At 61.6% G+C, this 13996-nt stretch carries 11 protein-coding genes; 5 read left to right on the forward strand and 6 right to left on the reverse strand.

Annotated elements, in window-relative coordinates:
• Nucleotides 1-226 precede the first annotated feature (226 nt).
• The gene (locus tag ABX74_RS30835) at nucleotides 227-799 is read right to left on the reverse strand and encodes a transglycosylase family protein (protein ID WP_053062028.1); all 573 of its coding nucleotides are present in this window, start codon (nucleotides 797-799) and stop codon (nucleotides 227-229) included.
• A gap of 592 nt (nucleotides 800-1391) precedes the next feature.
• Between ABX74_RS30835 and ABX74_RS13430 the strand changes: the two genes are divergently transcribed.
• Nucleotides 1392-2903: an anion permease gene (locus tag ABX74_RS13430; RefSeq protein ID WP_047889067.1), complete on the forward strand. Its 1512-nt coding sequence runs from the start codon at nucleotides 1392-1394 to the stop codon at nucleotides 2901-2903.
• Between the two features lie 3 nt (nucleotides 2904-2906).
• Here ABX74_RS13430 and ABX74_RS13435 read toward each other — a convergent pair whose 3' ends face one another.
• From ABX74_RS13435 to ABX74_RS13445, 3 genes are read right to left on the reverse strand one after another with little or no spacing between them, the layout of a single operon-like run.
• Entirely contained in the window at nucleotides 2907-3656 is a 750-nt protein-coding gene (locus ABX74_RS13435) for a succinate dehydrogenase/fumarate reductase iron-sulfur subunit (protein ID WP_047888993.1), read from the reverse strand.
• On the reverse strand, nucleotides 3653-5605 hold the full coding sequence (locus ABX74_RS13440; protein ID WP_047888994.1) for a fumarate reductase/succinate dehydrogenase flavoprotein subunit: 1953 nt from the start codon (nucleotides 5603-5605) through the stop codon (nucleotides 3653-3655). Before ABX74_RS13440 ends, ABX74_RS13435 begins: the two co-directional genes overlap by 4 nt.
• Nucleotides 5606-6355 (reverse strand): succinate dehydrogenase cytochrome b subunit, encoded by a 750-nt coding sequence (locus tag ABX74_RS13445; RefSeq protein ID WP_031333845.1) that lies wholly within the window; start codon nucleotides 6353-6355, stop codon nucleotides 5606-5608.
• Between the two features lie 156 nt (nucleotides 6356-6511).
• Between ABX74_RS13445 and ABX74_RS13450 the strand changes: the two genes are divergently transcribed.
• Nucleotides 6512-7840, forward strand: coding sequence for a lipase family protein (locus tag ABX74_RS13450; protein ID WP_021331733.1), 1329 nt, complete (start codon nucleotides 6512-6514; stop codon nucleotides 7838-7840).
• A gap of 2 nt (nucleotides 7841-7842) precedes the next feature.
• The gene (locus ABX74_RS13455; RefSeq protein ID WP_223257904.1) at nucleotides 7843-9093 is read left to right on the forward strand and encodes a Tat pathway signal protein; all 1251 of its coding nucleotides are present in this window, start codon (nucleotides 7843-7845) and stop codon (nucleotides 9091-9093) included.
• Nucleotides 9094-9144: 51 nt separating this feature from the next.
• Here ABX74_RS13455 and ABX74_RS13460 read toward each other — a convergent pair whose 3' ends face one another.
• The gene (locus ABX74_RS13460; RefSeq protein ID WP_020971108.1) at nucleotides 9145-10521 is read right to left on the reverse strand and encodes a spinster family MFS transporter; all 1377 of its coding nucleotides are present in this window, start codon (nucleotides 10519-10521) and stop codon (nucleotides 9145-9147) included.
• Between the two features lie 52 nt (nucleotides 10522-10573).
• The gene (locus ABX74_RS13465; protein ID WP_053062030.1) at nucleotides 10574-11449 is read right to left on the reverse strand and encodes an SGNH/GDSL hydrolase family protein; all 876 of its coding nucleotides are present in this window, start codon (nucleotides 11447-11449) and stop codon (nucleotides 10574-10576) included.
• A 137-nt stretch (nucleotides 11450-11586) separates the two neighbouring features.
• Between ABX74_RS13465 and ABX74_RS13470 the strand changes: the two genes are divergently transcribed.
• Together ABX74_RS13470 and ABX74_RS13475 are read left to right on the forward strand one after the other, a co-directional pair.
• On the forward strand, nucleotides 11587-12870 hold the full coding sequence (locus tag ABX74_RS13470) for a PucR family transcriptional regulator (protein WP_029256487.1): 1284 nt from the start codon (nucleotides 11587-11589) through the stop codon (nucleotides 12868-12870).
• A gap of 373 nt (nucleotides 12871-13243) precedes the next feature.
• Nucleotides 13244-13972 carry a YdcF family protein gene (locus ABX74_RS13475; RefSeq protein ID WP_019745734.1) on the forward strand — a complete coding sequence of 243 codons (729 nt, stop codon included), beginning with the start codon at nucleotides 13244-13246 and terminating at the stop codon, nucleotides 13970-13972.
• Nucleotides 13973-13996: the final 24 nt, after the last annotated feature.

Below are 13996 nucleotides of genomic sequence, written 5' to 3' on the forward strand. Positions count from 1 at the left end.
TCCGACGAAGTTCTGGATGACAACACTCAGGACAAGTGCGACGACAACGAGGATGAGAATCTCACGCCACAGTGGACGTTTTCTCGGGTGATCAGCCGTCGTCGATTCAGTCGAGTCTTCGTGGGCGTCGGATTCCGTCACATTCCCGACAATAGATGGCGCAACCAGTCGGCGGTCCGATACCGACGTTCTCGATTCGAGGGTCTACTTTGTCGGCCGATTTGCTTCAGAATCGGATCACATCACCCACACGGATCTGGTCGGGATCGGCAATCCACGCATTCATGACCCAAACATCCTGCCAACGAACACCTTTCGCAGCAGCAAGGTTGAACAACGTATCGCCCTCGGAGACTGTCACCGTGTTGCCCGCTGTGCCAGGCTCGGCCGCGGCCGACGCTACCGGCGAGGGAGTCGGGGAGGTCGAATCAGGGGTAGCGCCGCCCCAACCTAGGTAAGCGCCGCATACCGGCCACGCGCCGATGCCTTGAGCTGAGAGGGTTGCTTCCGCGGCCGCGACTTGATCGGCTGTCGACGCCAAGTCGGCGCGGGCCGGTGCACCTGCCGGTTTGTATGCATCCCACGTCGACTGCGTGAATTGAAGTCCGCCGTAGAAGCCGTTGCCGGTGTTGATGTTCCAGTCGCCGGAACTCTCGCACATGGCCACCTGCGACCAGTCGTGCGCACTGGCTACGCCGGTGTTGACGATTGCACCGCCGATTGTCAGAACGCCTGCTCCTGCGGCTATCGTGACGAATCGTTTGGTGTGTGAACGTTTGTTTTTCCGGTGGTTTCCCATGATATTTTCCTTGATCGGTCTGAGGGAATGCGATCTCGGCTAGGCGTGCGGCTCGAGTGTTCTGCTGCATATCGCGGTAGACGAAATCGTCAGTGCTGAAATGTGATTGAGGTGGACAGACTGCGAAGGCCTCGTCTCCAGATTGCAGTTCGGAGGCGTGACTAGATTCGCGGTCCCACACGCTTGCCGACAACGGCTCAATTACCCGGTTACATACCTGTTTTGCGGACCGATACAAAACGTCGGTGTACTCGGTGCTGAGCGGAAACAGGTAGTTGAACAGGCCATTCGACCCATGTGCAGACGAGCGCCGATTGGCATGCTGAAACAACACCGAAACAGAGTCTCTCCGAGATTCAAGCTTGCGGCACGCCGGCGCCTCCTGTTGATCGATTGGCGCACCCTTATGAGGGAGATGTGTCGCGCCCCGGGCCGCTGTCTGCGCCCCGGGATGAGCCCTCCTGCGGAATCCAGAGAATCGGATACCGCAGGAGGGCATTCTCTCGACCTTCGATTGACCGCACGAAAACCGGACGTTTGGGGGACAATGATCTGGGGCGATCACCTGGGGCGAGAAGTCGAGGAGATGTACATGTCCGAGGCCAAATCCGAAAGCACCGAGTCTCTCGCTGGAACGACACCGCCGGCAAAGACACCGCCGGCCAACACACCGCCGACGGAGCCGTCGAAACAATCGGTGCTCAGGCGGTACTACCCGGCTGCGGTGCCCGTCATCCTCGGCTTGATCATCTATTTCATGCCGGTTCCGGACGGTGTGGACCCCAAGGGCATGCACATGCTCGGAATCTTCGTCGGCACCATCGTGGCGTTGATTTTGCAACCACTGCCGACGGGTTCGGTGGCGCTGGTGGGCCTGTCGATCGCCATGATCACCCAGACGGAGACGCCGACAGAAGCGTTGTCCGGCTTCAGTAACACCACGATCTGGCTGATCGTCGCGTCGTTCTTCATCGCCGAGGGCTTTCTGGTCACGGGGCTCGGCAAACGGGTTGCACTCATGTTCGTGACCAAACTCGGCAAGTCGAGCCTCGGATTATCGTACGGAATGGCGTTGACGGACTTGATACTTGCTCCGGCGACACCGTCGAACACCGCCCGCGCCGGTGGCGTCGTCTATCCGATCATCGTCTCACTGAGCAAGTTGGAGGACTCCAATCCCGAGCCCGAGGACTCTCGCAAGAAGCTCGGAGCATATCTGCTGCTCACGTCGCTGCAAGTCAACGTCGTGACCTCCGCGATGTTCATTACCGCCATGGCGGGTAACCCCGTCGCCGTCGATGCGGCGGCCAAGATCGGCATCGACATCTCGTGGGGCAAATGGGCGCTGGCAGCATCGGTTCCGGGAATTGCAAGTCTCATCGCGATCCCGTGGGTGATGTCGAAGATCTTCCCGCCCACGATGTTGAAGACTCCGAAAGCGCCCGAGCAAGCCAGGGAGGAACTGCGCAAGGCAGGTCCGATCAGCCGCAACGAGAAGATCATGGCTGCCACCTTTGTTCTGCTGCTGGTGCTCTGGTGCCTGGGCTCGCAGCTCAACGTCAATGCCACTACAACAGCATTTGTCGGAATCGGCATCCTGTTGGTGACCAAGGTGCTGACGTGGAACAACCTGGTCCACGACACCGGGGCGTGGCAGACGCTCGTGTTCTTTGCCGTGCTGGTCGGTATGGCAAGCCATCTCGAAGAACTCGGCGTGATCTCGTGGATCGGAACCCAGGTCTCCTCGAGTGTCGACGGTTTGCCGTGGATCTGGGCTTTTGCGATCCTGACCTTGGTGTACTTCTACGCGCACTATCTGTTTGCGTCGAACACCGCGCAGATCGTCGCGATGTACGCGGTGTTTCTCGGCGCGGCGGTGGCAACCGGTGCACCGCCGCTGTTCTCAGCCCTGGTATTCGGCTTCATCGGCAGCCTGTTCGGCGGTATCTCGCACTACGCGTCCGGTCCGGCCGGAGTGATTTACGGTTCCGGATACATCAAGACCTCGGAATGGTTCCGAATCGGTTTCGTGATGAGCGTCGTGATCATCCTGATCTGGACGATCATCGGCGGCGCGTGGATGAAGCTGATCGGCGCCTGGTGAGGCTCAGTTGTCCTTGCGCCGCAATCCGAATCGCATCGATTCCTTGTTGACAGCGGCAATCGCGGTCAGCGGTATCTCCGCGGGACACACCTCCGCGCATTCACCGTAGGTCGAGCACGGCCCGAAATCGGCCTCCATCTGGTGCGACATCGCTCGGGCCCGCTTGCCACGTTCGTTGCGTCCCTGCGTGACGAGGGACAGGTGGGTCAGTTTGGAACCGGTGAAGAGGTGCGCGGCACCGTTGGGGCAGGCTGCTACGCAAGCGCCGCAGCCGATGCACGCGGCGAAGTCCAGTGCAGCTTCGGCACTTTGATGCGAGAGCGGCTGGCTGTCTGCGTCCGGTGCAGTTCCCGCATTGACCGATACATAGCCACCGGCTTCGAGGACCCGGTCGAGAGCCGAACGATCGACCACGAGGTCGCGGACCACCGGAAAAGCGGCGGAGCGGAACGGTTCCAGTTTGATTCGGTCACCGTCGGAGAAGCTGCGCAGGTGCTGACGGCACGTGGGAGTGTTCGCAACCGGCCCATGGGGAACGTCGTCGACCGTGATGCCGCAGGACCCACAGATCCCTTCTCGGCAGTCGGAATCGAAGGCGATGGGTTCGTTGCCGCTCTCCACGAGTTGGTCGTTGAGTCGGTCGAGAAGTTCCAGCAGTGACATCTCCACTGTCGCGTCGTTTACTTGGTAGGTGTCGAATGCACCGGACGACTCCGGTCCGGATTGGCGCCACACGTCCACGGTGATTTTCATACGTAGTTCCTCGTCTGCAGTGGAACAGCGGTGAAGGACAACGGCTCGTCGTGTCGAATGTGGCTGCCGTCCTTGGCGGTTTCCCACGCGGAGACGAAGCACCAGTCTTGATCGTTTCGCTGTGCTTCGCCGTCGGGAGTTTGATGTTCGGCCCGAAAGTGCGCTCCACAGGACTCGTCACGATCGAGAGCATCGACACACATCAGTTCGGCGAGTTCGAGGAAATCGGCTACCCTGCCGGCCCTTTCCAGCTCCTGGTTGAACTGGTTTCCGCTGCCGGCGACTCGTAGGTTCGACCAGAAATCGCCTCGTAATGCTCGGATTTCGGAGATGGCCTTGGTCAAGCCTTCGGCCGTTCGGGTGACACCGCAACCCGCATAGAGGATCTCGCCCAGTTGTCGATGAAACCTGTCGGGGCCGTGTGTTCCGCCGACCGAGAGCAGCAGGTCCACCCGACCGCTCACGTCACTGAGCGTTGCCGTCACGGCGGGATCGGAAAGTTCGAGAGATGCTGATCCGAGTAGCGGCGCAAGATAATTCGGAATCGCGTACGGGAGGGTGAACCAGCCGTCGACGCATGCCGAAAGCAGCGAATTGGCGCCGAGGCGGTTGGCCCCGTGGTATCCCCACCCTGCCTCACCACCGACGAACAAGCCGGGGATGGAAGTCATCTGGTCGTAGTCGTTCCACAGTCCTCCCATGGTGAAGTGGGCTCCGGGGGCGATGCGCATCGGCACCGTATAGGGGTCTTCGCTGGTCGCGTCGCGATACATCGAGAACAGATTTCCGTACCGCTCCTCGATGGTCTTGCGGCCGAGCCGTGCCAATGCGTCGCGGAAATCAAGGTACACACTGTTTTTCAGAGGGCCGACGCCGTGACCGGAGTCGATTTGCTCGCGGGCGGCCCGTGAAGAGACGTCGCGGGGAGAGAGGTTCCCGAACGCCGGATATTTGCGCTCGAGGTAGTAGTCGCGCTCATTTTCGGGAATGTCGCCTGGTTCGCGATCGTCTCCGGGCTTGGCCGGTACCCAGATCCGGCCGTCGTTGCGTAGTGATTCGCTCATCAGAATGGTTTTCGACTGCCACTCGGAGTTGACGGGAAGTGCCGTCGGATGGAATTGGATGAACGAGGGTGAGGCAATCAGCGCGCCGCGTCGGTGCGCTCGCCATGCGGCGGTGGCGTTGGAGTTCTTCGCAAGTGTGGACTTGTGGAACACGGTGCCGTACCCACCGGAGGCCAGTACGACGGCATGGCCTGTGGTGGCGCCGATCTCACCGGTCACGAGATCGCGTGTGACTATCCCTTGTGCTCGGCCGTCCGAAACGATGAGATCGAGCATCTCGGTTCGGGTGTGGAGGTTGACCGTTCCGGCTGCGATCTGACGTTGCAGTGCCTGCGACGACGCTATCTGCAGCTGCTGGCCTGTCTGCCCGCGCGTGTAGTACGTGCGCGACACCTGTACGCCGCCGAAGGATCGGGTGGCGAGAGTGCCGCCGTACTCACGGGCGAACGGTGCTCCGATGGCATTCATGTGATCGATGACGCGTACGGATTCCTCTGCGAGTCGGAAGCAGTCGGCCTCGCGGCCGCGGAAATCGCCGCCCTTGACGGTGTCCTTCACGAAGCGGGCGAGACTGTCGTTGTCCACCTTTCGGGCACGAGCGGCGTTGATGCCGCCCTGCGCGGCGACGCTGTGTGCACGGCGCGGTGCATCGTGGAAGGTGAAGGATTCGACGTGGTAGCCCAGTTCACCAAGTGAGGCGGCGCAGGCCGCGCCGGCGAGTCCGGTACCGACGACGATGACCGTGAACTTGCGCCGGTTGAGCGGGCTGACGAGCTTGTAGTCGAGTTTGCGAGTGGGCCAGGCTGTCTCCGGATCGCCGGCTGGGACCTTACCGTCCACCGGCGTCCCGATGCTGCGCAGATTGTCGAGTTCGAAGCTGTTCACTTATGACGCTCCTGTCTTCGAGATGACGCCGGTCATCACCGCGATGGGGATCGACATGTTTCCGACCATCACGACGAGCGCAAAGATTCCGGAGAGTGCAACGGCAATCTGGCGCAGCCGTTGGCCGGTCACGCCGAGATCGTTGACCGCACTCCAGAGTCCGTGCGCGAGATGCATTGCCAGCAGAGCCATCGCGACGATGTAGAACGACGCCACCAGTGGACGCTCGAAGCTGGCGATCAGGTTGTCGTATGCGTAACTCTGCGTGCGCGTGGCTGCTTCGTACTCGGCGCTGCCGATGGGTCGGGTTCCGGTCGTGAGGTCGAGTATGTGGAAGATGACGAACAGCAGCAGCACTGCTCCGGTGACGGGCATTGTGCGCGCGGTAAAGGACTTGATTCCCAAGCTTTTACGTCGAAACTTCCCTCGAGCTCGGCGGCCACGGACGGTGAGCAACCAGGCGCACCAGACGTGTGCGACCAATGACGCGAGCAAGACGATGCGAAGAATCCACAGAAGTCCCTCGTATGGCAGGAACGGTTCGAAGACTGTGCGAAGCCAGTGTGCGTAGTCGTCGAAGTGATCGGCCCCGGTGTAGACCTTCAGGTTTCCGATCATGTGGACGAGCACGAAAGCGGCGAAGATCAGTCCCGTCACGGCCATCAGAATTTTGCACGTGATATTGGACGGCCGCGGTCGAGCGCGAGGTGAATCGCCGGTAGCTCGCGATACACGGGTCGGAGCACTCACAGACAAACCTCCCACGCCAGACTTGCCGGACAGGTGCCGTCAGCCTAAGCCCGATCGAGGTTTTCGGCCAACGGATCGGTGCCCGACTTGTCTGTTAATGCAGGTGAATGGGAGTGTAGGGGTGCTCATTACCCGAAAGTAAGGAACCTGTGAACGATGTTTGACTCGACGTGGCGACGGTGGTCATGGCGCGCCGGAACGGCATCGGCCCTGGCAGTGGCCTTGTTTGCGGTGGGGTCGCCGGCTGGTGCGCAGGAGACCGTCGACCTGGCCGACGTGTTCAACCCGTTGGTCGTGAAGGCACTTCAAGGCGCTGATATCTCTACCGAATTGACGCCACTCGGACTCTCGTCCGACGATCCGTGGTTCGACGAGCCCGAAATCGAGCCCGGCACCGCCCCCGGAACTCTTCTCAAAGCGCGTCAGGTCAGTGTTCAGGTCTACCAGGTCCGCCCGGACGTGGTCTCGGCTCACCAACTCATGTACACAACCACTGATCACTTCGGTCGCCAGGTGATCAGTACCGGAATTCTGATGATCCCCGAGGACGGAACTGCGCCAGGCGATCGCAAGATCATCGGATATGCCGAAGCGAACGACAGCCTGGGGGCGAACTGCGCACCAAGTCACCAGTGGACCGGCGGCAATCAGAGCGACCCGGCGATGTTCTCGGCTCTCGGCCCGGTGGCCCAGATGTTCGGTCACGGCTGGGCAGTGATGATGAGCGACGTCGGCAACGACGGCGACACTGCTCCCCATCCGTTCTCGATCGGACAGTTCTCGGGCAAGGCAACGCTCGACGGCGTTCGGGCAGCACTCGCGCTTCCGGAGGCCGGTCTCGAATCAGACACCCCTGTCGGCATCTACGGTGTCGCCGGCGGCGGTGTCGCAGCGGGCTTTGCCGCAGAACAGGCGCATGACTACGCGCCGGAACTGAACGTACAGGCCAGCGCCATCCAGGCGATGATGATCGACCCGGCAACATTCGAGGAGACGGCGGCCGGTGGGATCGGTTCCGGCTTCGTCTTCTCGAGCATTCTCGGATTCGACGCGGGCTACCCCGACGTTCGGCTCGACGATCATCTCACTCCGATCGGTCACAACGTCGCCGCAGCATTCCGCGCGTCCTGCCAGGCGCTCTACCTCGGACTCCCGTTCGTTCCCTTCGACGTCCTGCTCACCAACCCGGCGCCCCGAACGATCCCGGCACTGGCCGCGGCGTACGCGGACAACACGTTGGGAAAGCAGGCGCCGGCCTCGAAGCTTCTGATTTCTTCCTGTGAGGACGACTTCCTCGTTCCCTTCAGTGAGGCAGAGCAATTGGCGCAGACATATCGAGCAGACGGCGGCGACGTGGACCTGCTCCCGTCGCAGTGCGGGCCGCTCGATTACGTGACCAACCTGTACAAGACGGTGACCGATCAGCTGGGTATGCAGGACATCGCCTGGCTGGCGAAGACGTTCGACGAAGCCGAAGGGAAATGAGTATGCGGAAGTCTTTGACACGCAGGGATTTCGCGCGCACAGTTCTCGTCGCTTCGGCAGGCATCGGCGGTGCGGTCGTACTGGGAGGCCGGGCGTCCGCGGGTACTGGTGAACTCGACAGGTACCTCGACCTGGAAGCGGTGAACGCAAACGCCGAAGCCGCGGGGGGTCTGAATCCTTCACTGCCGTCGGATTCCGCGACGCTGCGGAGTTTGGTCGATACCGCCCGAGCATCGGGAGTGGCTCCGCACCGCTATCAGACACTGCTCAAGCAGTACTGGCTCGCAGTCGGGACGGAGTCGGCAGGTATCGATCTCGCTTCGTGGACTCCGTTCGACGGTGTGCACGCGAATCTCGGAAACCTCACCAACACCTTCCAGTTCTACGAGCGACTGCAGCTCGAGCATCATGAACTGCAGTGGGCAGGCATGGGCGGAATGGTCGGGCCCGCTTTTGCCGGTGGACTCCTCGACTTGGACTACGGGCGGGTTGTGCTGGAAGTCCAAGCGATCAGCGAAGCGATGGCACTGGTGTGGCGAGAGATCGACCGCATCGGGTCGCCGGTCGCAACGTCGATGGGAGCACCCGAGGACGTTGCGGCGCTGCTCCAGGTCGGCCACGACATCCGCCCCGAGGACGTGATGTGGTTCCAGGGGAAAGTGATTGCGATGAGCAAACACATCTTCTCGGATCTGATTCCCATGCACATGGCGTGGGTTCACGACGGTGTCGACGGCATCGCCGAGCTCGATCGGGCAGGGCTGCTCGACGAGAACGCCCGTATCGCGTGGGACAACATTGCTTCGGGGACACCGGAGTCGGTCTTCGACGGCAATGTGCGTCTGCTGCGCCGTGAGCAGTACCAGTCGGTGGGTGATCAGTGGGACGAGGCGAAGGCCTACCGCGGCAGCGTCGGTCGCTCGTTGACCTACCTGACCACCTTCGCCGCATCACCGTCCATGCCTGGCGTCGTACCGCCGCGTGAGTCGAACCCGCTCTCGTTCGCGGTGGGCAATGCCGTTGTGCAAACACCGCTTCCGGACTTCAACTGGGCGGACCGGGACGGTCGTTGGACCTACATCAACGGTCAGCTGCTCCCGGTCTACAACAACCTGATGAACAATCAACCGGAACTGTGGCGAGCGACGCTGGCAGCGCCCGTCTCCGTTCGGATAACCGAGCAGAGAATGATCGCTCGCTTGCCGGACATGTTGCGGTCCATGCTCGCAACTCTGGCGATCACGGTCAACTGAACTCGGCGGTGGCGGGGCCTCGGGGCCCCGCCACCGCCGTGAACTCCTGGGTCAGGCCTGGCTCAGCTCCGCTTGCATACGCGCGGCGTCCTTGCCGACAGTGCGAGTGGCCAGGTAGATGAATACCGCAGTGAGCGCCAACATGATCGGCACGAGATACATGGCCGAGTTCAACCCGTCGCCGGCGTACTGAGCCAACTTCCCGGTACCGGCATCGGCAAGCGCACGCTTGGCGAACCAGTCCGAAATCGCGCCCACGGCAACTGGTCCCGAGAATCCGCCGAGAAGATACATGGCAGCGAAGAACAACGCCGTCGCAGTGCCTCGGAGCCTGGGAACCACGACGTCGTGAATGGCAGGGTAGACGCTGATGTAGAAGCCGTAGGCCAACAACCACCCGGCCGAGAACAAGAGCGTGAACATCACGACGTTCCCGCCGTGCTGCAACAGTGCCAGTGCCGTCAAAGGTGCTGCCAATGCCGAGGTTCCGACACCGATCATCAACCGCGCGCGCGGTGAGCGTGCGCTGGCCTTGTCAGCGTAGCGAGCGCCGAGAAGCAATCCGATGAGGCCCGTGATTCCGACGATGATGCCGGTGACCGATGCCGCAGCAGTCAGTTTCAGGTGGTACTGGCGCATCAGAAGCGGGACGACAAACGAATTCACTGCGTAGGCGGCGAAGTTGAACGTCAGTCCGGCAAGGATGAGCCAACGAAGCGTGGGAATTGCGAGCAGACGACGGATCGGACGGGTGATCGGTGCCTGTGAAACAGCGGCTGCGCGGGCCTCCGGACTTTCGGAACCACCACGAACCGGATCTGCCATGCGGTAGAGCACGACTGCCAGCAGGACACCGGGAATCGCCGCGAGGAAGAACGGTGCACGCCAGCTGTCGAATGCCTCGGCGATCTTGCCGACGGTGAAGTAGGCGAGCATGAGGCCAATCGGCAAACCGAGCATGAAGACACCAAGTGCGCGTGAGCGTCGTTCTGCCGGGTAGATATCACCGATCATCGAGTTGGCTGCGGGTGTAAAGGTCGCTTCGCCCACACCGACGCCTAGACGCGCGAGGATGAACAGCACATAGCTGCCGGCGGCACCGGTTGCTGCCGTCAGTCCGCTCCACACCAGGAGTCCGATCCCGATGATCTTGGGACGGTTCTTCGTGTCGGCCAACCGGCCCAGAGGCAGACCTGCGACTGCGTAGACGAGGGTGAATGCAGAGGTGATCAATCCCAATTGCAAGTCGCTGAGCGAAAACTCGTTCTTGATCGGCTCGGCAACGACCGAGGGGATCGCCCGGTCGAAGAAGTTGAGCATGTTTGCGAGAAACAGTGCGACGAGTGTGCCGCCGAGAAGTTTGTCGCGTGTTCCGACAGGGGCGCCGTCGATGGACGGCAGCGGCGGAGCGTCTCGTTGAATTGACATGATTGTTCCACCCTTTTCGCGAGTGCTGAATGAATTGTGTTGGGGGAGAGGCTCAGGACAGAGCGTCGGCGACGGTTTTGCCGATCGCCTGCATCCCGGCCGCAGTGGGATGCAGTGGAACCGCCGGCTGGGTAGGGACGATTCCGGTGTAGTAAGCAGTGGCAGGGTCAGTGCAGATGTCATGCCCGGCAGTGGCTTCGGTGATGTCGATGTACTCGACGCCGTGACGGGCCGCCGTTGCTGCCATGACCGTGTTGCCGTAGTCGATCACACTCTGGAGATAGTCGGCGTCGCGCGGCCAGAACGGCTGGGTGCCGGGGCATCCGTCGGCGGCGATGTATGTTCCGTATCCGATCACGACGATGCGCGCCGAGGGCGCCCGGTCGCGAACCGATTCGAGCATGGAACTCCAACCTGCGGAGGCATTTTCGACCAACTGTCGCTGTTGGTCGACGCCGCCTGCGGTGAACTTGTCACGGCAGGACGTTCCGGTGGGTTCGGGGAGAGGATTTACGCAGCTCAGAACTGTCGGGAACAACGAGATGTCGTTGGCGCCGATTGTGATGGTGACGAGGTCGGTATCGGGCCCCAATGCTGTTTCCTGCGGCGGTACTTGACCGGAGAACGTCGTTTGTGCGGTGTCCGTGACGTTGGCGGATCGCGCCGACGAGCAGGTCACATCCGTGAGGTGAGCGCCGAGTCTTTGCGCCACCACGGAAGGGTAGTTGCCTAGTGATCGTAGGCAGCCCGGCGCCGATGAATCTTGTTCTGTGACCAGCGGGCCGGCCGCCGCGGAATCGCCGAGAGCGACGTATTGGATGGGGCTGGCATGCGTTTCGGCATGTGACACACCGGTCCCGAGTGCCGCGATCGAACCGGCAGCCACGACGCCTGCCAGAATGGCTGCGCTGTGCGTTTTCCACGTCACTCGAGGCTCCTATTTGGTCGAAGGTGGGACTTCCAGGTACGCCGCTGATTGTGAATTCGAGAGTGGCGTGGGTTACATAGTGATAGGAAAAAGGCAGGTCGGCCTTGTGGTGGCAATTCAATTCTGTGGAGGGTTTTGTGTCAGGAAACAAAGATCTGCCGTTCGAACCGATAGTGGTTGGCGGCAGATCTCTAGCCGACCGATTGGCGCAACGCACCCATCCGCTGGTCAATGCGACGGTCGATCTGGTCCACCGCGACGTCACCTTCTACCGCTTGCTTCCGGACGAGGCGTTGCGTAACGACGTGACGACCATCGTGAGGCGAAATTTGGAACTGTTCATTTCGATGCTCCGGACGGGCGCAGATCTGGCGCCCGAGTTGCTCGCCGACATCAGCGAATCGGCTCGTCAACGGGCGCAGGAATTGGTTCCGCTCAGTGAGGTGCTGCGCGCATATCACCTGGCAGCAGGGTTGTGGTGGGAGACGATCAGCGAATGGGCGGTCCCGGAAGACGGTGTTGCACTTGCCCGCACCGGACGACTCCTGAATGCATACACCGCGGCCTCCACGTCCGCGGTTCTTGCCGGCTACGGTTCCGACCACGCCACCCAGACGGACGAGGATTCGGCGCGAAGGTCCCTGTTCGTAGCACTTTCGACGGGTGTCGACGTGGATCGGGTCTCCGACGAGGTGGGGATCAGGTTGGCGCGCCTGTACTGGGTGGTGGCTCTGCACGTCGAGCGGAATGACGACGAGTCCTCGACCGAGGTGGACACTGCCGTCGCCGAGCGGAGGAAGGTGCGCCACCTGCAACGAGAGCTCGATCAGGTGGGGCGTGACAAAGCCCTCGGGGTGCTCGGGAGCAGCGGCGGAGCCGTACTGATTCCCATTGTGGAATCGGAACCCGCAGAGGGAAACTGGGCGTCGAGTCCGCAGTATTTGTCATTGTGTCGACGTTTGGGTGATCTCGAGAAGGTCATCGGTGCATCGACGGTTGCCGCTGTACACGTCGCGGCGCCCACGGCAATTCCAGCGGCCGTCACGCAGGCGCGCGAGGTGCTGAACGTTGCCCGAAAGTACGGACGCACCAGTGGGGTCGTCCGTCTCGAGGATCTTGCAGTGGAGTATCAACTGACCCGCTTCAGTGCTGCGCTGCCGATACTCGCAGATGTGTTGTTGCCGTTGGAGTCCGATAGCGCGGTACTCGAGACGCTCGAATCTTTCATCGACTCCGGATTCGATCGAGCCGCCACCGCCCGGCAGCTACACGTACATCCGAACACAGTGGTGTACCGCCTGCGAAAGGCGAGTTCCCTGACGGGACTTGACCTGTCGTCTCCGAAGGATCTTGTGCAAGTCACCATGGCGCTGGGAGCGCGTCGCGCAATCGGTATGGAGGCGGACTCTTCCCAAACGTGATGCGTCTGTGGTTCTCGGTGAACGAGCCGGAGGGCTGGCGATCGGGTGGGGAGACATGGCCAGGCGCCGTATGTCGGGCCACCCACACACGGTTCGGGTGGTCCGCCCGTCGAGACCCGGCAGAGCTTGTCGGTTTCGCGAACCCTGAATTGATCTTCGACACCTCGGCCGGGACGGGACGGGGCAGGAACACCTGGATGCAACATCGTGATCTGTGACAACGAATTGTTGCCGTTCCGCGTTGTCAACCTTCTCGGTGACTCTGCTGCTCAGATAGGTAATGCGGCGGGCGCGTCGATACGAGATGCTGGTAGATGACGGTTTCGAACCCGAATTGTTGCCCAATATTTATGTTTAGTCTGTGTGACGGTCAGTGAACAGTAAATTTGAGTCAAATGATGCAACCGTGGCGAAATGTTCGCTACCGTGTGCTGGACAACCGACAATCTGGGGGTTCGGCTACATGGCAAATGTTCGCAGGTCTGTGACGAAGGGATTGATCGCTGCTTCGGTGATCGCCGCAGCTGGCGTGGGCCTTTCGCCGGCGACAGCGAGCGCCGACATCACACCGACCACGGTCGTCAACGGTATCTTGTCGACTGTCGGCGGCTGCCAGACGCCGGTGCGGTCTCTCATCCTTGCGTGCACGGGTGCTGAGACGCTGACTCGCCAGTCACCCGTGCTGCTCGACCTCAACCCGGTGGGTACAAACATCGTCGTCTTGGGCGCCGGCCTCTTCGACGATGGCACGATGCGTCCGATGCTGGTCGACCGACTTCAGGCGGCGCTGCAGCTGGCTCGTCAGTACCCGCAGTCTCCGATCATCACGAGCGGTGGGGCGCCGAAGGCCGGAGTGACGGAAGCCAGGGCGATGCGCGAATGGCTCGTCGCCAACGGCGTCGACCCGGGCCGGATCACCGAAGAAGGAACGTCGTGGTCCACGGTGGAGAACGCGCTCAACTCTGCGCGGATTCTCGCCGATCGAGGAGCAACGGGCGTGGTTGTGGTCTCGAGCGCCAATCACGTGGAACGCGCGATGGTGGACTTCCGGGTTGCAGTTCTCGGCCGGATCCCGGTCGCAGGCGTGATCGCTGCGACCTGACGCACCCAGCTGCCCATAGAGTTC

It is taken from the genome of Rhodococcus sp. ARP2 (assembly GCF_001029585.1).
GTDB lineage: Bacteria > Actinomycetota > Actinomycetes > Mycobacteriales > Mycobacteriaceae > Rhodococcus_F > Rhodococcus_F erythropolis.